Below are 22,322 nucleotides of genomic sequence, written 5' to 3' on the forward strand. Positions count from 1 at the left end.
GACTGGATGTTCCGTGCCATCGCGCAGCCTCCTGCTGACGTAGTTCGACAATGCTGAACAGTATCGGCCGCCCCGTCGTGCGCCGCCTCAGGCGGCCGAGGGCGCTTCCTCCGCGTGGGTGCGCCCCAGCTCCAGCCCCGTGCGCCGCAGCACGATCGAGTCGGCGATCTCGCCGCTGCGCACCGCGATGTTCGACAGCAGGGCCGAGGACAGGCCGTGGCTGTGCTCGGTGCCGCCCTGGAGGTAGACGCCGCAGGTCAGCCCCGAGGTGGGGACGAGGCGGTAGTCCCGCTCCACCCGGTGTCTGCCCGCCGCGTCGCGCTCGAAGTGCCGGTCGAACTCCTCGCCGAGCAGACGGGCCGGGTCCAGGCCGTCGTAGCCGCTGGCGAACACCAGCGCGTCCACGGCCATCTCCTGCGTGCTGTCGTCGAGCAGCGAGCGCAGCGCCACCCGCACCCCGCTCCCGGAGTCCTCGACCCGGTCGACCCGGGTGAGGTTGCGGAAGTGCAGCCGCTGGGCGCCGCGCACCTGCTCGTCGTACGAACGCTGGTACAGGGACCGGATGACGTCGGCGTCGACCACCGAGTAGTTCGTGTTGCGGTGGTAGCGCCAGAAGGCGTCCCGCGCACCCTCGGTGCCGAAGTAGTACTCGTCGACGGTGTCGGGGTCGAACACCTGGTTGGCGAAGGGGGTGTCGTCGGCCACGGAGTAGCCGTAGGACGGGATGACGGCGGAGACCTCGGCGTGCGGCAGCGAGTCGTAGAGGAACCGGGTGACCTCGGCCGCGCTCTGGCCGGCGCCGACCACCACCACCCGCTTGAGGTCCTCCGGGGCCTGCGCGTTGAACCTGCTCAGGAACTCCGAGCTGTGCCACACCCGCTCGCCGGCCGTCACGCCCTGCGGCAGACGCGGCACCAGCCCCGTCGAGACGACCACGTTGCAGGCGGTGACCGTGCGGACGGTGCCGTCGCCGGAGCGCACCTCGACCTCCAGCAGGTCGGGCGTCCGGGCCCCGGTGACGGGGCGGATCGAGGTGACCTCGGCCCCGTAGGTGACCTGGTCGCGCAGGCCGTCGGCCGCCCATTCGAGGTACTGGTGGAATTCCTGCCGGGTCGGGATGAAGCTCTGGTTGTTCACGAACTGCACCAGCCGGTTCGAGGCGTGCAGGTACGAGATGAAGCTGAACCGGGACATCGGGTTCCTGAAGGTCGCCAGGTCCTTGAGGAACGAGATCTGCATGGTCGTCGACGGCAGCAGCATGTTCCGGTGCCAGCCGAAGGTGGGCTGCCGCTCGAAGAAGTGGGAGGTGACCGGGTGCTGCGGAGAGCTCGCCCCGTGCTCCTCCAAGGCGATCGCGAGCGACATGTTCGACGGGCCGAACCCGATGCCGACCACATCGTAGATCTCTTGGTCGCGCCTGCCCCTTATGCCCATAGGAAATTCTCCCCCTTGCGTCTGGAAAAATCGGCCGGTGGCCGGAGAGACCGTTCTGAAGTGTTGCCCGGAGAGTGCGCCGAGGCAACTCGAAAACTGCCTGAAGACCGTTTGACGGCCTATCCGGATGTCCTGTAGCCGGATTCGTTGTCCTGTCGGCGGGACGGCGGTATGGTCGGCGCAGATTTCAGGAGCCAATTGCCGAAAGGGGGAATCCGGGTGTTCGTGCCCAGCTTTTACCGTGAACCGGACAGTTCGTGGATGGTGGACCTGATCCGTGGTAATCCACTGGCGCTCGCGGTGGCCAACGGCGGCCCCGAGGACGGTCCGTTCGCCACGCACCTTCCGGTCATCTTCGACCCCGACACGTCCGGCGAATGGACCGGCGAACTGCCGGGGGCCACGCTGCTCGGACACATGAACCGGGCCAATCCGCACTGGTCGGCGCTGGAGACGGGCGGCGTCCTGCTGCTGACGTTCACCGGTCCGCACTCCTACGTGTCGCCCACCGTGTACGCGAAGACCCCGGCCGCCCCGACCTGGAACTTCACCTCGGTGCACGTCCGGGGCGTGATCGAGAAGATCGAGTCCATCGAGGAGACGCTGGACGTGGTGCAGTCCACCGTGCGCGCCTACGAGGGGGCGTTCGGCAACGGCTGGGACATGACCGGATCGCTCGACTACTTCAGGAAGATCGTGCCCGACGTCGGGGCCTTCCGGTTCACCGTGACGGGGGCCGAGGGCATGTTCAAGCTCAGCCAGGAACAGCCGGAGGAGGTGCGCGACCGGGTCCGCGAGTCGTTCGGGCACAGCGCGTGCACCTACAAGCGCGAGACCGCCGGCCTGATGAGCCGGCTGCCCTGACGGGCGGCTGACCCCTCGCCCGGGCCTCAGGCGCTGACGGCCTCCTTGCGCCCCTCCACCCCGCCGAGCTCCTCCAGCGCGCTCGCGGCCGCGCTGTCGAGGGTGGTCATCACCCACTGCTCGAAGTCGACGCCCAGCTGCTCGGCGGCCTTGTGCCACCACTGGACGCGGCTGCCGGGGACCTCCAGGCGGCGGCTCGGTTCGGCGGCGGCCGTACGGGCCGGCTGCCCGCCCTGGCGCGTGGCGCGGAGGGCGCCGCGCAGCTGCCGGGTGGTCCACTGCCGCTGCTCGGCGCGGTCGAGCCACAGGTCCTGCTCCCCGACCGGCATGGAGGCCAGCTCGGCGTGGTGCTGGAAGCTCAGGGCGGGACGGCGCCGGGCGAGGTCGAAGCGCCGGGAGACCCACGCGTAGTTGCGCAGCGTCTGGTACGAGAGGCCGGCGGCGCGGATCCCGCGCTGGTACCGGTCGGTGTAGTGGTCCTTGCCGTACTTCAGCCAGTCGCCCAGCCACCAGCAGGACGAGTCGAGGACGCCGACGAGCTGGTGCCCGGCGCGCTCCCACTCGTCGTAGGCCATCCCGGCCGGCATCTGGAGCCCCACCTTGGTCGTCAGTACCTGGGCCCTGCGCGGCGCGGCCGGCGCGGTGTGCGGCTGCCACGAGGGGGGTTGCGGGAGAGCGGTTGCCGGGCTGCCATGCGACGCCGCGGTGTGACCGGCCTGACGTGCCATCGTGCCTCCAGGAGAAGGGGCGTACACAACCGGCGAGAACTGTTGCGGGGAGGGCTGGAGCGTCACCTGAGCAGCGTTCGAACGACACGCACCGCTGAGCACGAAGGGGTTGTCCCGGCGACGGGACAACCCCTTCCGCATGGGCGGGCAATTTCCGGCCCGCCGATGCACCTGAAATCAGCCTCCGGAAAGCCGAAAAGAACCAAGGGGCAGGTATTTTTCACGGACGACTTCCAGGAGAGGGGCATGATCATGCGGAAAAGACCGAGAGCCCGGCTGGTCGCAATGGCGGCAGCCGCGCTGATGGCCACCGTATTCACGGGTCCCGCCCGGGCGGCGGCGGAAAAGCCGCACCCGGCGGCCGGCCACCAGGGAACGCAGCGCGCGATCGACGCGGCGGTCGCGGCCGGCGTCCCCGGCATTGCCGCCGAGGCGCGGGACGCCGCCGGGGTGTGGCGGACGGCATCGGGCGTGGCCGACCGGACGACGGGCGCCCCGCGCACCAAGAACGACCGGTTCCGCATCGGCGGCATGACCAACACCTTCGTGGCGACGGTCCTCCTCCAGATGGAGGCGGAGGGCAAGCTCGGCCTCGACGACCCGGTGGACCGCCACCTGCCCGGCCTGGTGACCGGCAACGGCAACGACGGCCACGCGATCACCGTGCGCCAACTCCTCAACCACACCAGCGGCCTGTTCGACTACCTCGCCGACCCCCAGTACGCCGAGACGTACCTGATCGGCGACGGCTACCTCGGCCACCGGTACGACACCCTGACGCCCGAGCAGCGCGTCAAGGTGGCCCTCTCCCACGAGCCGCCGTTCCGGCCCGGCGCCCGGCACTGGTACTCCAACACCAATGACGTCCTGGCCGCCATGGTCCTGGAGAAGGCCGCCGGCAAGCCGTACGAGGCCGAGGTGCGCCGGCGCATCATCGAACCCCTGGACCTCAAGGCGACGTCCAACCCCGGCACCGCCGCCCGCCTGCCCGAGCCGAGCGGCCACGGCTACTCCCGGCTGTTCGCCGCGCAGCCGGACCGGATCGACGACGTCACCGACATGAACGGCTCGCAGAGCTGGGGCAACGGCGACATCATCTCCAGCACGGGCGACCTGAACCGGTTCTACGAGGCCCTCATGAGCGGCCGGCTGCTGCCGCCGCAGCAGCTGAAGGAGATGAAGACGACCGTCGACAACCCCGACTACCCGGGCGCGTCCTACGGACTCGGCATCGAACGGCTCACGCTGGGCTGCGGCACTACCCTCTGGTACCACGACGGTGGCGCGGTGGGTTGGATCTCCCTGGCCGCCTTCACCGAGGACGCCCGCCACCAGCTCACGTTCAGCTACAACGCGAACTGGGGAGCGGAGACCATCCTCCCCGTCGTGAACGCCGAGTTCTGCCCCTAGCGGCCGGGCCCCTGGCCGAGCCCCGATCCGGCCGTCACCCGCCGGCCGGCGCCCGCGGTCAACTCGTTGAAACGGCCCAGGAGCTGGTTCTGCTCCTGCTGCAGCCGCTCGATGCGGCGCTGCAGCCGGGCGATCTCCTCGAAGAGCGGCAGCACCGCGTCCCCGGCCGCCGCGTCCGTCTCCGCGGGCACCGCCCCCGCCCGGGACGGGCCGGCCGGCAGGGGGGCCGCCGTGGCGAGGCACGGGTCGTGGTGGAGGATCGCCTGCATCATGCCGCGCAGCGCGGGCCCCGGCTCGACACCGAGCTCGTGCACCATGCGGTTGCGCGCCCGTTCGTACACCCCGAGCGCCTCCGCCTGCCTGCCGCAGCGGTAGAAGGCGACCATCAGCAGGTCGTAGAACCTCTCCCGCATGGGGTGGTCGGTGGTGAGCACCATCAGCTCACCGGTGATCTCGCCGTGCCGCCCTGTGCGCAGGTACGCGTCGTACATCATCTCCAGCGCGGTCAGCCGGTGTTCCTCCAGCTGGGCCGCCCTGCCCGCGCAGATGTCGCCGAGCACGCTGCCCTCCAGCGCCGGCCCGCGCCACAGCGACAGCGCCCGGCGCAGCAGCTCACCGGCCCGCCCCGGGTCCTCGTGCAGGACCCGCCGGGCGGCGTCGGTGAGCTGCTGGAAGCACGCGGCGTCCGTTTCGACGGGGGCCAGCCGCAGGGTGTAGCCGCGCGAGGTGGTCGTGATCCACGCCTGCCCCGCGCCGCGTTCCGCGTCCCGGCCGCCCTCCAGACCGGACAGCAGCCGGCGCAGCCGGGCCACGTGGACCTGCAGCGCGTTCGCCGCGTTGGCGGGCGGCCGCTCGCCCCACAGTTCGTCGATGAGCTGCTGCACGGAGACGTGGTGCCCGGCCCTCACCACCAGGGCCCCCAGCAGCGCACGCTGCTTGGCACCCGTGGGAAGGAGGTGCAGGCCGGCCTGTTCGTCGCGGACTTCCACCAGACCGAGAATGCGGAACTGCATGTCTTCTCCTCGCACGGGCCGGCATCGCAAGGTTCAGGAGGAGCGGGCCGCACCCGTCGCTTCGAGCGCCGTGGCCGCGTCCCGTTCGATCTGGCGCAGCAGCGGCCCGGGATCGTCCTGGAAGTAGAAGTGGCCGCCGTCCAGGACCCGCAGGCCCAGGAAGTGCTCGGTGTGCCCCGCCCAGCCGGCCATCCGCGCCGGTGAGGCGTGCGCGTCCGCCGCGCCCGCGTAGGCGGACAGCGCCACCGGCAGCGGCCCGGCGCCCGCAGCGGGGCGCCACTCCTCCACCAGGCGCAGGTCGGCCCGGATGACCGGCTCGAAGACGGACCACAGCTCGGGGTCGTCGAAGATCCCGTCGGGCGTGCCGCCCAGCAGGTTCAGCCGGGTCCGCAGCTCCGCGTCCGGCAGCTCGTGGTACGGCTGCGCCGGCCCCTCCGGCTGCGGTGCCGTACGGGCCGAGACGCCGACCCACACGGGCAGCGGCAGGCCCCGGCCGGCGGCCCGCCGGGTGATCTCGTACGCGACGAGGGCGCCCATGCTGTGGCCGAAAAGGGCATACGGGCACGTGAGCTCGGACTCGATGCCGTCCAGCAGGAACTCGGCCAGGCGGCCCGCGTCCGTGATCGGCGGCTGGTCCAGGAGGAAGCCGTGGCCCGGGGCGTCGAGCAGCCGCACGTCCCAGGTGTCCGGCAGCCCGGCCGGCCAGTGGCGGTACGGCAGGTGCGATCCGCCCGCGTGGTGCAGGACGAACAAGCGCAAGGCAGGACGTGTGCTGTCCATCTCTCTCCCTCGGATCGGGCCGCGCACCTCCGCACCATAGAGCGGCGCCCGGCCCGCGGTGCGCCCGCATCAGGTGGGCTGTGCCGTGGGTGTGGCGGCTCTCGAACGATCCTCAGGCGGCGCGGCGCGGACCCCCGGCGCGGGACCCCGGCGGGGGTGCCGGGCCTCCGCCGGGGGCCGTCCGTGCTCCCGAGCGGGACTCGACCGTGTCTCAAAAGGGCCGCGTATACAGTGAGCGCCGAGCAGGACCGGCACCGCGGGCAGCACGAGCCCACAGGCATCCGCGGTCCGCTCTGGAAGGCCAGGGCACCACACCCACGCTCGACCCGGAGTGCCGGGCGCGCCCTGTCGCACGACGCCGATCGGCGAACCCGCGCCCGCTCGCCCGCTCTCCCGTACTTCGTACCCTCCCTGGCGATTCCCTTCCCGAGTCCCCCATGACAGTTAAGGAAGTGTCACGTGAGCACGAACCCCTTCGACGACGGGGACGGCCGCTTCCACGTCCTGGTCAATGACGAGGACCAGCACTCCCTGTGGCCGGTGTTCGCCGAGGTGCCCGCCGGCTGGCGGGTCGTCTTCGGTGAGGCCGACCGGGCCGCATGCCTGGAGTACGTCGAGCAGAACTGGACCGACCTGCGCCCCAGGAGCCTGCGCGAGGCCATGGCGGCGGACTGAGCACCGCAGGTCGGCGCGCCCAGGCGGACACTCTGAATTGGGGGATGAAGATTGTGAGCGGCGCTGCGAGAACCGCGGGCGGCTACCGGGCCCGGCCGGCGGGCCACGTAGAGGGGCCCGCCCAGGGCGATGTGGTCCTCTCCTTCGTGGGGCCCCAGGCCAAGGTGCAGAAGACGGGGATGATCCTCCCGGCGAACCTGCCCGAGCGGTCCTGGGAACAGATCGGGACCAACCTGCGCGAGCTCGGGAACTCCTCGGCCTGGTGGCTCGCCGACTGGCTGCGCTTCGGTGAGGCCACCTACGGGTGGCGGCGCTACAAGGAGGCCATCGAGCGCACCGGGCTCGACTACCAGACCCTGCGCAACTACGCGTGGGTGGCGCGGCGGTTCGACCACCACCGCAGGCGCGACAGCCTCAGCTTCGCCCACCACGCCGAGGTGGCCCGCCTGGCTCCGCCGGAGCAGGACTACTGGCTGCGCAAGGCCGAGCAGCAGAAGTGGTCGCGCAACGAACTCCGCAGGGCGGTCCGCGCCAGCCTGGCCGTGCAGAACGACACGGCCGGCCTCCCCCGGGGCGGCGACGACGAGAAGCCCGGGGTGTCCCGGCTGGCCGATTCGGCGGCCGCCGGGAAGCGCCGCCAGAACGTCACCACGCTCACCATCGAGCTCTCCGCCGACCAGCTGGACCACCTCTCGAAGGCGGCCGCCGCGCACGGGCTGACCGTGGACGAGTGGGTGGCCCGGCTGCTCGGGACCGCCGACAGGAAGACCGCCTAGCGGCGCACCGCCCGAACGCGCGGATCGATCCCCGTTCCCGCGGTGCGCCGGCGGCGCCCGTCCCGCCGGACACCTCTCACACCGGAGCCAGTTGATGATCCTTCAGGGAAAGCGGGTCGCGCTGCCCGCGGTACCCGTCGTCCACCGACAGTTCGAGGCGCACGCGCACGCCGCCCCCGACGCCGTCGCCGTCTCCTGGGCCGGCCGGCAGGTCACGTACGCCGAGCTGAACGCGCGGGCGAACCGGTTCGCGCACTTCCTCACCGCACGCGGAGCCGGCCGGGGCGCGAAGGTCGGCGTGTGCCTCGACTACTCGGACGACATGCTCGTCGCCATCCTCGGCACGCTGAAGGCGGGCGCGGCCTACGTCCCCCTCGACCCGGCCTACCCGCCGGCCCGGCTGCGGATGCTGCTGGACCGGGTCCCCGGGCTCGCCCTGATCGTGGCCTCCCCGGAGACGTCCGGTCTGATCGAGCCGGCGCCCGTCGAGGTCGTCGGCTTCGAGGAGCTGTCCGGCCGGCTGGCCGCCCTCCCGGCGACCGACCCCGCCACGGAGGTCACCGGCGACGACGTGTGCTACGCGGTCTTCACGTCCGGGTCGACCGGTACGCCGAAGCTGACCGCGGTACGGCACGAGGGCTGGTTCAACCTGATGAACTGGCTGAAGGACGAGTACGGCCTGCACCGCGGGTCGCACAACCTGGTCGTCAGCGCGTTCGGGTTCGACCTCTCCCAGCGCGCCCTGATGACCCCGCTGTTCTGCGGCGCCACCCAGTACCTGCCGGCGAGCCGGAACTTCGACCCGATGCTGGCGTACCGCCTGCTGAACACGCACGACATCCGCACGGTGCACTGCGCCTCCAGCACCCTGTACCTGCTGGTGGACTGGGAGACCGCGCGCGGCGGCGACGCCCTGACCCGGCTCGACTACGTGCTCTTCGGCGGCGAGCCGCTCAAGGCGGAACGGCTCGCGGACTGGGCGCGGCGCGAGGGCAACACGTGCACCCTGCTGCACCAGTACGGCGTCGCCGAGTGCACGGACGTCGCGACCTCGTACGACCTCGCCGGACACCGGCCCGGAGAACACGAGGTCGCACCCGTCGGCAGGCCGGCCCACAACACCGACATCCACCTCCTCGACGAGGAGCTGCGCGGCGTCGCCCCGGGGGAGCAGGGCGAGATCTGCATCGCCGGGACCGGAGTCGGCGCCGGCTACCTGGGCGCCGCCGGCCCCGAGAACGAGAAGTTCACGACGGTCGACGCCGGCGGATCGCCGCTCAGGCTGTACCGCACCGGCGACCGCGGCTACGTGAACGAGGACGGGGACCTCGTCGTCCTCGGCCGGATCGACTCCCAGGTGAAGGTGCGCGGCATGCGCATCGACCCCGCCGACGTCGAACGCGCGCTCGCCAGGCTGCTCGGCGTCCGTGAAGCGGCCGTGGCGGTCACGTACACCGACTCCGGCGAGGCCGAGCTGTCCGCGTTCGTCGTCCCGGCCGGGAGCGACCTCGCCGAGGACGACCTGCGCACCCGCCTCATGGAGAGGCTCCCGCGGAACATGGTGCCGGCCAGGTTCACGAACATCCCGCGGATCCCGTTGAGCCCGCACGGAAAAGTGGACCGCGCGGCGCTGGTCGATGCACGAGCGAGAGGACTCCGATGATTGCCGACAGTGTGCGCGCCATCTGGTGCCGGGAACTCGACCGCGAGGACGTGGCGGTCGACGACGACTTCTTCGCCCTGGGCGGCCAGTCCCTGATCATGACCAAGATCCAGGGCGCCTACATCGAGGAACTGGGCGTCGAGGTCCCGATGGACCAGATGTTCCGCAACCCGACGGTGGCGTCGATCTCCGCCTACATCGAATCCAACCGGTAGGGGGGCACCGTGAGCGACTACGACGTCATCGTCATCGGCGCCCGCTGCGCGGGTTCGCCGACGGCCATGCTCTTCGCGCAGCGGGGCTACCGCGTCCTCCTCCTGGAGAAGGCGCGCTTCCCCCAGGACACGCTGTCCTCGCACTACATCCACATGCAGGGCGTGGCCCTGCTCAACCGGTGGGGGCTGCTCGACCGGATCCGCGACTCGGGCTGCCAGCCGATCACCCACGAGCGCTACGAGGGCCCCGGGGTCCGCATCGACGGCTTCTCCCTCCCGATGGACGGCCTGACGACCACGTACGCGCCCAGGCGCTACGTCCTCGACCCCATCCTCGCGGACGGCGCCGTCGCGGCCGGCGTGGAGTTCCGGGAGGGCTGCGCCGTCAACGACCTGCTCTGGGAGGACGACCGGGTCGTCGGCGTGCGGTACACGACGCCCGGCGGCGCCGAGGCCACGGACCGGGCCCGCCTCGTCGTCGGCGCGGACGGCATGCGCTCGCTGGTCGCCCGCAAGGCCGGCGCGCCCTACGTCATCGAGCACCCGCGCGCGACCTGCGTCTACTACAGCTACTGGTCCGGCGTCCCCTCCAGCTTCGAGCTGTACGAGCGGCCGGGGCGCTGGGTCGCCGCCGTCCCCACCAACGACGAACTCAAGCTGATCATGACCTACTTCCCGCAGGCCGACTACAACGAGGTCCGCAGGAACGTGGAACCCGCCTACCTCGAAGCCGTCCGCACGACGGCCCCCGACCTGTACGAGCGGATGCGGGCGGGCAGCCGCGAGGAGCAGATGTACGGCACGGGCCACCAGGAGAACTTCTTCCGCAAGGCCTACGGGCCCGGGTGGGTGCTGGTCGGCGACGCGGTGAACCACAAGGACTCCATCACCGCCCGCGGCATCACCGAGGCCTTCGTCCAGGCGCAGTCCCTCACCGACCTCGTCGGGGACCGGCTGCACGACGACGCCGCGCTCAGGAGCGCACTGCGCCGCTACGAGAACAACCTGGGCAACGAGGCGCACAGCCAGTACCAGGGCGCGCTCAACGTGGCCGAACTCAAGCCCGAGGGGCGCACGGACATGCTGCGCAAGCTGGTCGGCCACCAGGAGCACATCGACCGGTACTTCTCCACGCTGTCCGGGGCGATCTCCATCGACGACTTCTACAACGAAGAACTCTTGACCTTGCTCGACCAGAGCTGAGCGACGACCTGCTCCCTGGTTCGCCGAATTTGGAGACACAATGATCCCGTTGTCGTTCGCGCAGCGCCGGCTGTGGTTCGTGGACCGGTTCGAAGGCCCTTCGCCGACCTACAACGGCGCGTTCGCCCTGCGGCTGACCGGTGAGCTGGACGCGGGCGCGCTCGAAGCGGCGCTCCGCGACGTCGTCGACCGGCACGAGGTCCTCCGCACGGTGATCGCCGAGGGCGACGACGGTGTCCCGCACCAGCGGGTGCTGGCGTCCGGGGAGCAGCCGCCGGCCCTGCCGGTCGTCGAGGTCACGCCCGAGGAGCGGGCGGCGGCCGTCGACCGGGAGGCCAAGAAGACCTTCGACCTGGCCGCCGACGTGCCGATCCGCGCCACGCTCCTGCGCACCGGCCCCCGCGAGCACACCCTCGTCCTCGTGGTGCACCACATCGCCCTGGACGGGGAATCCCTCGGGCCGCTGCTCCGCGACCTCTCCGAGGCGTACTCGGCGCGCAAGGAGGGGGCGGCCCCGCGCTGGGAGCCGCTCCCCGTGCAGTACGCGGACTACACGCTGTGGCAGCAGGACGTGCTCGGCGACGAGTCCGACCCGGACAGCCTGGCGGCCGGACAGCTGGCCTACTGGCGCGAGGCCCTGGCCGACATGGCGCAGCCGCTGGCCCTGCCGACGGACCGCCCGCGCCCCCAGCGGACGAGCCCCGACGGCGGCCTGGTGGAGTTCCCGATCGGGCCCGAGCTGCTCGCCGCCGTGGAGAAGCTGGCCGCGGAGCAGGACATCACCGTCTCCATGGTCATGCACTCGGCGCTGGCGGTGCTCCTGCACCACCTCGGCTGCGGCGACGACATCCCCATCGGCGCGCCGATCGCCGGCCGCACCGACGAGGAACTGCGCGACCTCGTCGGGTTCTTCGTCAACACCTGGGTGCTGCGCGTCGACCTCTCCGGGAACCCGACCTTCCGCGGGCTGCTCCAGCGGGTCCGGGACCGGGCCCTCGCCGCCTACGACAACCAGGACATCCCCTTCGAGCGGCTGGTGGAGCTGCTCAACCCGGACCGCTCCATGGCCTACCACCCGTTCTTCCAGGTGATGCTCGCCTGGCAGGAACCCCTGGGGGAACTGGAGTTCGCCGGCCTCGCCGCCGAGTCCGAGACGCTGGACACCGGAACCGCCAAGTTCGACCTGTTCTTCAACATGATCCCGGACTCCTCGGGCGGCGCGGGCGTCCGCCTGGAGTACGCGACCGACCTGTTCGACCGGGACACCGCCCGGACCCTCGCGGCCCGGTTCGTGCGCGTCCTGGACGCCCTCGTGGCCGACTCGGAGCGCACGGTCGGCGGGATCGACGTACTCGACGACGCCGAGCGGGACCGGCTGCTCCACCGCCTCAACGACACCGCCGCCCAGCTGCCCGAGCTGACGGTCCCCGAGCTGTTCGAGGCCCAGGTGGACCGGACGCCCGACGCCCCCGCGCTCGTGTGCGAGGACCGGACACTGACCTACCGGGAGCTCGACGACCGGGCGAACGGCATCGCCTGGGAGCTGATCCGGCGCGGCGCCGGGCCGGAGGACCTGGTGGTGCTGGCGCTGCCGCGCACGGAGGACCTCGTCGCCGGCCTGCTCGGCATCCTCAAGTCCGGGGCCGGCTACGTGCCGATGGACCCGCAGTACCTCGCCGGACGGGCACGGACCGTACTGTCCGAGGCCCGCCCGCGCTTCGTGCTGACGGACACCGCGACCGCCCGCGAGCTCCCGGAGCACGGGGCCGAGACCGTCAACCTCGACGACCGCGCCGCGTGGGACGCCCCCGAGGGGGCCCCGGACGACACCGCCCGGACCTCGCCGCTCGTGCCGGACAACCTGGCGTACGTGATGTACACCTCCGGCTCCACCGGCAAGCCGAAGGGCGCGGCGATCACCCACCGCAACCTGGTCAACGGCGTACGGGAGCTGGTGCGCGTCCTCGACGCGCCGCCCGGATGGAAGATGCTCGCCGGCACCTCCGTGAACTTCGACGTCTCCGTCTTCGAGCTGCTCACCACCCTGTCCACCGGCGGCACCGCCGAGCTCGTGGAGAACGCCCTGGCCCTCGCCGAACGCGACGGCTGGGACGGTCACGTCCTCAGCGGCGTCCCCTCCGTACTCGGGGAACTGGTGGGCCACCTGGACCGGGCGGCCGGCGTCCGCTCGGTCGTCTTCGCGGGCGACGTGCTCCCGGCCCGGCTGGTGCGCCAGGTGCGCGAGGCCCTGCCCGGCGCGCAGATCGTGAACTCCTACGGGCAGAGCGAGAGCTTCTACGCCACCACGTACTCCCTCGCGGCGTCCGAGGCGTGGACACAGGGCGAGGTCGCGCCCATCGGCACCCCGCTGGGGAACATGCGCGCCTACGTGCTGGGCCCGGGGCTCGCCCCGGTGCCGCAGGGCGTGATCGGCGAGCTGTACGTGGTCGGGACCTGCCTCGGCCGCGGCTACCATGACCGCCCGGGCCTGACCGCCGAGCGCTACGTGGCCAACCCCTTCGGCCCCGCCGGCGAGCGGATCTACCGCACGGGCGACCTGGCCCGCTGGAACGCGGACGGCCGGCTGGAGTGCGTCGGCCGCGGCGACGGCCAGGTGAAGGTGCGCGGCTTCCGCATCGAGACCGCCGAGGTCGAGGCCGCGCTCACCGCGCACCCCGGCATCAGCGAGGCCGTGGTCATCGGCCGCGAGGTGCCCCAGGGCGGGAAGCGGCTCGTCGCCTACGTGGTGCACACCGGTGAGGGCGCCGTCGGCGACGACGGGGCCGGCGGCATCGGCGACGTGGACGTGCAGGCCGGCGCCTCGGCCGCCGAGCTGCGCAAGTTCACCGCGGCACGGCTGCCCGACTACATGGTGCCGTCGGCCTTCGTGGCCGTCGGCCGGCTGCCGCTCGGCCCGACCGGCAAGCTGGACCGTTCGGCGCTGCCCGAACCCGAGTTCGCGGGCGAGGCCTACCGGGAGCCGCGCACCGAGGCCGAGAAGATCATCACCGCCGCGTACGCGGACGTGCTCGGCGTCGACCGGGTCGGCCTCGACGACGACTTCTTCGCCGTGGGCGGGGACAGCCTGCGCTCGATCCAGGTCGTGGCGCGGGCCCGGGCCCGGGGCCTGGACCTCACCACGCGGGAGATCTTCGAGTGCCGCACGGCGGCCCGGCTGGCCGAGGTCGCCTCCGGCCGCCGGGACCGGGTGCCCGTGCTCGCGGAGCTGGAGGGCGGCGGCGTCGGCCCGATGCCGCTGCAGCCGGTGGCCCGGCACGTGTTCGAGCACGGCGGCGGGCTGAACCGTTTCGCCATGTCGATCGTGCTGGAACTGCCCGAGGGCGTCGACGAGGCCGGGCTGGCCGCCACCCTCGACGCCGTGCTCGACCGGCACGACCTGCTGCGCTCGCGGCTCGTCCGCGGCGGCGCCGAGCCCTCCCTCGTCGTGCGCCCGCAGGGCGCCGTCCGGGCGGCGGAGCTGATCCGCCGCGTTCCCGTCGCCGGCGGCTGGGAGGACCCCGCGGCGCTGGAGGCGGCGAAGGCGGAGCTGGACGCCGCGGCCGGCCGGCTCGACCCCGAGGCCGGGACCATGGCCGACTTCGTCTGGTTCGCCGCCGACCGGGGCCCCGGCAGGCTGCTCGTGGTGCTGCACCACCTGGTCGTGGACGGCGTCTCCTGGCGCATCCTCATGTCGGACCTCGCCGAGGCCTGGCAGGAGGTCCGGTCCGGACGGACGCCCGAGCTGCCCCCGGTCGGCACCTCCGCCCGCCGCTGGGCGGCTGCCCTGGAGTCCGAGGCGATCTCCGCGGAACGGGAGGAGGAGCTCGACCACTGGCGCGACGTGCTGGAGTCCGCCAACCCCCCGCTGGGCGCACGGGCGTTCGACCCGGCCGTCGACACCATGTCCACCCTCGACACCGTCCGGGTGCAGCTGCCCGCCGAGGTCACCGAGGCCGTGCTGACCCGGCTCCCCGCGGCGTTCAAGGCCACCGGCACCGACGTGCTGCTCGCCGCGCTCGCCCTCGCCGTCGGCCGCTGGCGCGGCGACGACCGCTCCACCCTGGTCCGGCTGGAGGGCCACGGCCGCGAGGAGGACGCCGTCCCCGGCGCCGACCTCTCCCGCACCGTCGGCTGGTTCACCAGCATGTACCCGGCCGCGGTCGACGTGCGCGGCGTGGACCTGGCCGAGGTGCTGGCCGGCGGCCCCGCCGCCGGCCAGGCCGTCAAGCGGGTCAAGGAGCAGCTGCGCGGCGTCCCGGACAAGGGCCTGGGCTACGGGCTCCTGCGCTGGCTGAACCCCGAGACCGCGGTCCAGCTGGAGGAGTACGCGGCCCCGCAGATCGGCTTCAACTACCTCGGCCGGATCTCCGACGCCGACGTGCCCGAGCACCTGCGCGGCCAGGGCTGGGCCCCGTCCGACTGGTCCTCCGAGCTGATCGCGATGCCCGACCCGGACCTGCCCGCGCTGTCCGCGCTGGAGGTCAACTCGGTCGTCACCGACACCGACGGGGGCCCCCGCCTCCAGACCGTCTTCATGTTCCCCACCGGAGTGCTCTCCCGCGAGCGGGCCGCCGAACTGGCGGACCTGTGGGCCGAGGTGCTGCACGGCATGGCCGCGTACGCCGCCCGCCCGCGGATCGGCGGACTCACCCCCTCCGACGCCCCGCTGGTCACGGTCCGGCAGGACGAGATCGACGCCTGGGAGGAGCGCTACGGGCGCCTCGTCGAGGTGTGGCCGCAGGCCCCCGGCCAGTCCGGCATCCAGTTCCAGGCCGCGCTCGCCGACGGCACCTTCGACGTCTACCACATGCAGTTCCTGCTGCACCTGACCGGACCCGTCGACCCGGCGCGCATGCGGGCCGCCGGACAGGCCCTCATCGACCGCTACCCGAACCTGCGCTCCGCGTTCGTCACGGGCCTGGACGGCGACCCCGTCCAGGTGGTGGCGCAGGACGTGCCGGTCCCGTGGAAGCACATCGACCTGACCGGCCTCCCCGAGGACGGGCAGATCGCCGCCGTCGACCGGGCCCTCGCCGACGACCGGGCCGACCAGCTCGACCCCACGCGGCCGCCGCTGATCCGCCTGGCCCTGCTCACCTGCGGGCCCGAGCGGGCGAAGCTGATCATCACGGCGCACCACACCCTCTTCGACGGGTGGTCGTCGCCGCTGGTCATCAAGGACCTGGTCCGGCTCTACGCCGGCGACGAGGAACTCGCCCCCGTCCGCGGCTACGGCGACTACCTGGCCTGGCTCTCGCGGCAGGACCGGGAGGCCTCGGCCGCCCGGTGGAAGGAGGAGCTCGCCGGCTTCGAGCAGCCCACCCTCATGGCCGCCGACCGCACCGCCGAGGGAGAGGCCAAGGCCCTCGGCCGCGTCGAGGTCCCGTTCTCCATCGACCAGGGCCGCGAACTCGCCCGCCGCGCCGCGGAACTCGGCGTCACGCTCAACACCCTCCTCCAGGGCGCGTGGGCGGTCCTGCTCTCGAAGCTGACCGGGCAGCACGACGTGGTGTTCGGCGCCGCCGTCAACGGCCGCCCCGCGGACCTGGCCGGCTCGGACGAGATGGTCGGCCTGTTCATCAACACCCTGCCGACCCGCGTGCGCTGCCGGCCGGGCGACGCCGTGGGCGAGGTCATCACCGACCTCCAGGACCGGCAGGTCTCCCTGCTCGACCACCACTACTACGGCCTGGCCGACATCCAGCGCGGCGTCGGGCTGCCCTCGCTGTTCGACACGATCGTCGTCTTCGAGAACTACCCCATCGACCGCGAGGGCATCGTCGAGGCCAACGAGTCGGCGGGCTTCACCATCGACGCCATCCGGCCCTTCGCCGGCTCGCACTACCCGCTCACCCTCAACTCCTCCGACCCGTACCTGCGGCTCTCCCTCGACTACCAGACCACCCTCTTCGACCGCGACGCGGCCGAGGTCCTCGCGGCCCGGCTCGTGCGGGTGCTGGAGCAGATCCTCGAAGACCCGAAGACCCCCGTCGGCGCCATGGAGGTGCTGTCGCAGGAGGAGCGCCACCGGCTGCTCGTGGGCGTCAACGACACGGCGCACCCCGTGGCGGACGAGACCCTGCCGACGGCGTTCGAGGCCCAGGTCCGGCGCGAGCCCGACCGGATCGCGCTGGTCGGCGAGCAGGAGACCCTGACCTACGCCGAGTTCAACCGGCGCGCCAACCGCCTGGCGCACTGGCTGATCGAGCAGGGCGCGGGCCCCGAGCGGCTGGTCGCCGTGCGGATCCCCCGCTCCGTGGACCTGATGGTGGCGATCTACGCGGTGGTCAAGGCCGGCGCCGCCTACGTGCCCGTCGACACCGAGCTCCCCGAGGACCGGGTACGGCTCGTGCTGGAGGGCGCGAACCCGCTGCTCGTCCTCGACGCGGACCTCCCGGACGTCTCCGGCCGGCCGGAGACGGACCCCGTGCGCGACCTGTCCCCGGACCACGCCGCGTACGTCATCTTCACCTCCGGCTCCACCGGCCGCCCCAAGGGCGTCCAGGTGGCCCACCGGGCGATCATGAACCGCCTGAAGTGGGGCCTGTCGCACTTCGACGTCGGCCCCGAGGACCGGGTCCTGCTCAGCACCACGGCGAGCTTCGACGTCTCCGTGCCGGAGATCTTCGCACCGCTCCAGGTGGGCGGCGCCGTGGTCATCGCCCGTCCCGACGGGCGCCGCGACCCGGCCTACCTCGCCGGCCTGATCCGGCGCGAGCGCGTGACCGGCGCGGACTTCGTGCCCTCCCTGCTGGAGGCGTTCGTCAACGAGCCCACGGCCAAGGAGTGCACCGGGCTGCGCTGGATCGAGGTCGCCGGCGAGGCCTTCCCGCCCGCCCTGGCCAACAGGACCGCCGAGCTCCTGCCCGGCCTCGGCGTGCACAACCTCTACGGGCCCACCGAGGCGTCCGTCGAGGTCACCGCCCACCGGCACGTACCCGGCGCGGACCGGGTGCCGATCGGCGCGCCCGTGTGGAACACCCGGGTCTACGTGCTCGACGCGGCCCTGCGCCCGGTCGCCCCGGGCGTCCCCGGCGAGCTGTACCTGGCCGGCACCGGACTCGCCCGGGGCTACGTCGGCCAGACCGGCCTGACCGCGGACCGCTTCGTCGCCTGCCCGTTCGGCGAGCCCGGCTCCCGCATGTACCGCACGGGCGACGTCGTGCGGTGGAACGGGGACGGCCGGGTCGAGTACATCGGCCGGTCCGACTTCCAGGTCAAGCTCCGCGGCTTCCGCATCGAGCTGGGCGAGATCGAGCAGGTGATCGCCGGGCACCCCGACGTCGAAAGCGCCGTGGCCCTGGTGCGCGAGGACCGCCCCGGCGACCAGCGCCTGGTCGCCTACGTGGTGCCGGTCGCCGGCCGGACCCCCGGCCGGCTGGACCTGACGGCCCTGACGGACCTGGCCCGCGAGCACCTGCCCGAGTACATGGTCCCCTCGGCGGTCGTACCGCTCGCCGAGCTCCCCTCGACGCCGAGCGGGAAGCTCGACCGCAAGGCGCTCCCGGCACCGGACCTCCCGGCACAGGCCGGGGCCGGACGCGGCCCGCGCAACCGGAACGAGGAAGTCCTGTGCCGGCTGTTCGCCGAGCTGCTGGGCGTGGAGGAGGTCGGCATCGACGTCGACTTCTTCGACCACGGCGGGCACTCGCTGCTCGCCACCCGCCTCACCGGCCGCATCCGCAACGCGCTCGACGTCGACGTGAAGGTCACGACGGTGTTCCGCCATCCGACCGTCGCCCAGCTGGCGGTCCAGATCGAGGAACTGGCCACGTCGAACCGCCCCCAGCTGCGCCCCCGACTGGGGCAGATGACCGTATCGGAGAACCACCGATGATCCCGCTGTCCTTCGCGCAACGCCGGATGTGGTTCCTCCACCGCCTGGAGGGCCCCTCCGCGACCTACAACATCCCGTTCGTGCTGCGCCTGGACGGGCTGCTGGACACGGACGGCCTGGCCGCGGCGGTGCGCGACGTCGTCACCCGGCACGAGAGCCTGCGCACCCTGATCGTCGAGGACGAGGACGGGACCCCGGAGCAGCGGGTCCTCCCGCCGCACGAGGCGGACCCGCGGTTCCGGGTGGCCGACGTGGCGGCGGACGCCGTGGACGCCGCGATGCGCGGGGCCGTGTCCGAGGCCTTCGACCTGGACACGGAACTCCCGCTGCGGACGACCGTCCTGCGGGTGTCCCCGCAGGAGCACGTGCTGGTGTTCGTCTTCCACCACATCGCGGCGGACGGCGCCTCGATGGGCCCGTTCCTGCGCGACCTGATGGCGGCCTACGCGGCCCGCCACCGGGGCGGCGAGCCGAAGTGGGAACCGCTCCCGGTCCAGTACAAGGACTACACGCTGTGGCAGCAGCAGCTGCTGGGCGACGAGGCCGACCCGGAGAGCATCGCGGCGGCGCAGCTGGACTACTGGCGCCGGGAACTGGCCGAGGTGCCCCAGCCGGTGAACCTGCCGCTGGACCGGCCGCGGCCGACGGTGGCGAGCCACCGCGGCGGCCACGTCTCCTTCGAGCTGGAACCCGCCCTGGTCGCCCGGCTCGGCGAACTGGCCGCGGACCGCGGCGCCACGGCGCCCATGGTGGCCCAGGCCGCGCTGGCGGTGCTGCTGCAGAAGCTGGGCGGCGGCGAGGACGTGACCATCGGCAGCCCCATCGAGGGGCGCACCGAGGAGGCCCTGGCCGACCTGATCGGCTTCTTCGTCAACACCTGGGTGCTGCGCGCCGACCTGTCCGACAACCCGTCCTTCGGCGAGCTGCTGGAGCGGGCGCGCGACAAGGCCCTCGCCGCGTACGACAACCAGGATGTCCCGTTCGAACGCCTGGTGGAGCTGATCGGCCTGGACCGGTCCACCTCGTACCAGCCGCTGTTCCAGGTGATGCTGGCCTGGCAGTTCGTGTGGCCGCGGATCGAGATGCCGGGCCTGCGGGTCACCCCGGTCGCCCTGGGCACCGACACCGCCAAGTTCGACCTGTTCTTCAACATCGTCCCGGACGCCTCCGGCCGCGCGCACGGCCGGCTCGAATACGCGACCGAGCTGTTCGACCACACCACGGCCGTCGGCATCGTCGACCGGTTCGTCCGCATCCTGCAGCAGGCCGTCGCCGATCCCGCGCTGCGCGTCGCGGACCTCGACGTGCTCGACGCCGACGAGCGGGACTGGCTGCTGCACACCGCCAACGACACCGCCGAACCGACCCTGGAGCCCGGCCTGGTCGAGGCCGTGGCCCGCCAGGCCCGGACGGCACCGGACGCCCTCGCCGTCATCGGCGAGGAGGAGTCGCTGACCTACGGGGAACTGGACGCGCGCGCCGACCGGCTGGCGCACTGGCTGGCCGGCCGCGGGGTGCGGCCGGAATCGCTGGTGGCCGTCCGCCTGCCCCGCTCCGCCGACCTCGTGGTCGCGCTGCTGGCCGTGCTGAAGGCGGGCGCGGCCTACATCCCGGTCGATCCCGACCACCCGGCCTCCCGGATCGACTACATCCTCGAAGACTCCCGCCCGGCACTCGTCCTCGACGCCGACGCCCTGGCCGCCGCCCGTGACGACGCCGGCCACACCGGCCCGGCGCCGGCCCCGCGCGTCTCGCCCGGGAACACCGCGTACGTCATCTACACCTCGGGGTCCACCGGGAACCCGAAGGGCGTCGCCGTCCCGCGCGGCGCGCTGGACAACTTCCTGGCCACCATGGGCCGGCGGGTCCCGCTCTCGCCCGAGGACCGGTGGCTCGCGGTGACCACGGTCTCCTTCGACATCGCCGCCCTGGAGCTGTACCTGCCGCTGGTCCACGGCGCTGCCGTCGTGCTCGCGGGCAAGGACACCCTCTCCGACCCCTCGCAGGTCGTCGCCGTACTGCGCCGCCACGGGGTCACCGTGGCCCAGGCGACCCCGGCGTTCTGGCAGATGCTGCTCCTGCACGAGCCGGACGCCGCGAAGGGCCTGCGGGTCCTGACCGGCGGCGAGGCCCTGCCGGCCCGGCTGGCCGGGACGCTGGCCGACGAGGCCGCCGAGGTCCTCAACGTGTACGGCCCGACCGAGACCACCATCTGGTCGACCATGGCACCCGTCGAGCCGGGGGCGGCCGTGGCGATCGGGACGCCGATCGGCAACACCCGGGCGTACGTCCTCGACGCGCGGCTGAACCCGGTCCCGCGCGGGGTCCGGGGCGAGCTGTACCTCGCCGGGGACGGCCTGGCCCGCGGCTACCAGGGCCGCCCCGGACTGACCTCGGAACGGTTCACGGCCTGCCCGTTCGGCCCCGCCGGTACGCGGATGTACCGCACCGGCGACCTGGTGCGCTGGACCGCCGACGACCGGCTGGAATACATCGGGCGGACCGACTTCCAGGTGAAGGTGCGCGGCTTCCGCATCGAACTGGGCGAGATCGAGAACGTGCTGGCCGCGCACCCCGGCGTGGCACAGGCCGTGGTCGTGGTCCGCGAGGACGACGAGGACGACAAGCGCCTCGTGGGCTACGTGGTGCCCGACCCGGACGCCGCCGCGGCCGACGCCGCCGACCAGGTCGACGAGTGGCGCCAGGTCTACGAGGACACCTACGCCGAGTCCGGCGACGAGGCGCTCGGCGAGGACTTCGAGCTGTGGACGTCCTCCTACGACGGTGAGCCGATCCCGCGCGAGCAGATGCTGGAGTGGCAGGACGCCGCGGTGGCACAGGTGCTGCGGTACGCGCCGCGGCGGGTGCTGGAGATCGGCGTCGGCTCCGGCCTGCTGCTCGCGAAGATCGTCGGCGAGGTCGAGGAGTACTGGGGCACCGACATCTCCGCCACCGTCGTCGACCGCGTCCGCGAGCAGGCCGAGCGGGCCGGTCACGGCGAGCGGGTCCGGCTGAGCGCCCAGGCCGCCGACGACGTCTCCGGGCTGCCCCGCGGCGCGTTCGACACGGTCGTGCTGAACTCGGTGGTCCAGTACTTCCCCAGCGCCGACTACCTCGACCGGGTGCTGTGCGAGGTCATGGAACTGCTCGCGCCCGGCGGCCGGGTGGTCGTCGGCGACGTCCGCAACGCCGCGACCCTGCGGATGCTGCTCACCGCGACCCAGCGCGCGGCCCACCCGTACGCGGCGCCCGAGGAACTGCGCAGCCTGGTGGAGAAGGCGCTGTTCGCCGAGCGGGAGCTGGTGGTCGCCCCCGAGTGGTTCACCGCATGGGCGCAGGGCCGTCCCGTCGGCGTCGACATCCGGCTCAAGGCGGCGCAGGCGCACAACGAGCTCACCCGCCACCGCTACGAGGTCGTCCTGCACAAGGAGCCGGCCGACGCCCTCGACCTGGCCGGCGTACCGGCCGTGCCGTGGCACGGGCAGCAGCCCGACCTCGCCGAACTGGGCCTCCAGGCCGACCGGACGGGCCCGGTCCGGGTGACCGGGATCCCCAACGCACGGCTGGCCGAGGAGTCCGCCGCCGCCGTCGCGGCGGGCCTCCTCGACCCGGCGGCCGGCCCGGGGGGGGCCGCCGGCCCGCGGGCACGGCGCCGCGCGCCCCGCCCGGCCCGCCCGGCCGCGGGCCGAACCTCGTGCGCCGGGGACGCCCGCCCCAACCAACA

General features: G+C 72.8%; 13 protein-coding genes. 9 read left to right on the forward strand and 4 right to left on the reverse strand.

Going from position 1 to position 22,322, the window contains the following annotated elements; all coding sequences use genetic code 11:
• Positions 1-87: 87 nt before the first annotated feature.
• Positions 88-1,434 (reverse strand): SidA/IucD/PvdA family monooxygenase, encoded by a 1,347-nt coding sequence (locus tag AB0F18_RS30775; RefSeq protein WP_362066546.1) that lies wholly within the window; start codon positions 1,432-1,434, stop codon positions 88-90.
• Positions 1,435-1,605: 171 nt separating this feature from the next.
• Between AB0F18_RS30775 and AB0F18_RS30780 the strand changes: the two genes are divergently transcribed.
• The gene (locus AB0F18_RS30780) at positions 1,606-2,298 is read left to right on the forward strand and encodes an FMN-binding negative transcriptional regulator (protein ID WP_362066548.1); all 693 of its coding nucleotides are present in this window, start codon (positions 1,606-1,608) and stop codon (positions 2,296-2,298) included.
• Between the two features lie 26 nt (positions 2,299-2,324).
• Here AB0F18_RS30780 and AB0F18_RS30785 read toward each other — a convergent pair whose 3' ends face one another.
• On the reverse strand, positions 2,325-2,885 hold the full coding sequence (locus tag AB0F18_RS30785) for an LmbU family transcriptional regulator (RefSeq protein ID WP_362066550.1): 561 nt from the start codon (positions 2,883-2,885) through the stop codon (positions 2,325-2,327).
• A 387-nt stretch (positions 2,886-3,272) separates the two neighbouring features.
• Between AB0F18_RS30785 and AB0F18_RS30790 the strand changes: the two genes are divergently transcribed.
• On the forward strand, positions 3,273-4,436 hold the full coding sequence (locus AB0F18_RS30790; protein WP_362066552.1) for a serine hydrolase domain-containing protein: 1,164 nt from the start codon (positions 3,273-3,275) through the stop codon (positions 4,434-4,436).
• Here the strand turns inward: AB0F18_RS30790 and AB0F18_RS30795 are convergent.
• Both AB0F18_RS30795 and AB0F18_RS30800 read right to left on the reverse strand, forming a co-directional pair.
• On the reverse strand, positions 4,433-5,449 hold the full coding sequence (locus tag AB0F18_RS30795) for an AfsR/SARP family transcriptional regulator (RefSeq protein ID WP_362066554.1): 1,017 nt from the start codon (positions 5,447-5,449) through the stop codon (positions 4,433-4,435). The genes AB0F18_RS30790 and AB0F18_RS30795 overlap by 4 nt on opposite strands.
• A 33-nt stretch (positions 5,450-5,482) precedes the next feature.
• Positions 5,483-6,229: an alpha/beta fold hydrolase gene (locus tag AB0F18_RS30800; RefSeq protein WP_362066556.1), complete on the reverse strand. Its 747-nt coding sequence runs from the start codon at positions 6,227-6,229 to the stop codon at positions 5,483-5,485.
• Between the two features lie 459 nt (positions 6,230-6,688).
• On the opposite strand from AB0F18_RS30800, the gene AB0F18_RS30805 reads away from it, so the two are divergent.
• From AB0F18_RS30805 to AB0F18_RS30835, 7 genes are all read left to right on the forward strand, one after another.
• Positions 6,689-6,904 (forward strand): MbtH family protein, encoded by a 216-nt coding sequence (locus AB0F18_RS30805; protein WP_362066558.1) that lies wholly within the window; start codon positions 6,689-6,691, stop codon positions 6,902-6,904.
• A gap of 44 nt (positions 6,905-6,948) precedes the next feature.
• A complete protein-coding gene (locus tag AB0F18_RS30810) occupies positions 6,949-7,680 on the forward strand; it encodes an LmbU family transcriptional regulator (RefSeq protein ID WP_362066560.1) in 732 nt (243 codons plus the stop codon).
• 94 nt (positions 7,681-7,774) lie between these two features.
• Positions 7,775-9,343 carry an amino acid adenylation domain-containing protein gene (locus AB0F18_RS30815; RefSeq protein ID WP_362066562.1) on the forward strand — a complete coding sequence of 523 codons (1,569 nt, stop codon included), beginning with the start codon at positions 7,775-7,777 and terminating at the stop codon, positions 9,341-9,343.
• On the forward strand, positions 9,340-9,558 hold the full coding sequence (locus AB0F18_RS30820; protein ID WP_362066564.1) for a phosphopantetheine-binding protein: 219 nt from the start codon (positions 9,340-9,342) through the stop codon (positions 9,556-9,558). Before AB0F18_RS30815 ends, AB0F18_RS30820 begins: the two co-directional genes overlap by 4 nt.
• A gap of 9 nt (positions 9,559-9,567) precedes the next feature.
• A complete protein-coding gene (locus tag AB0F18_RS30825; RefSeq protein ID WP_362066566.1) occupies positions 9,568-10,761 on the forward strand; it encodes an NAD(P)/FAD-dependent oxidoreductase in 1,194 nt (397 codons plus the stop codon).
• 40 nt (positions 10,762-10,801) lie between these two features.
• Positions 10,802-18,598, forward strand: coding sequence for an amino acid adenylation domain-containing protein (locus AB0F18_RS30830; RefSeq protein WP_362066568.1), 7,797 nt, complete (start codon positions 10,802-10,804; stop codon positions 18,596-18,598).
• Positions 18,595-22,322 (forward strand): amino acid adenylation domain-containing protein (locus tag AB0F18_RS30835; RefSeq protein WP_362066570.1); only part of this gene is annotated, 3,728 nt, incomplete at its 3' end. The genes AB0F18_RS30830 and AB0F18_RS30835, both read left to right, overlap by 4 nt.

The sequence above is a fragment of the Streptomyces sp. NPDC029216 genome (assembly GCF_040648015.1).
GTDB lineage: Bacteria > Actinomycetota > Actinomycetes > Streptomycetales > Streptomycetaceae > Streptomyces.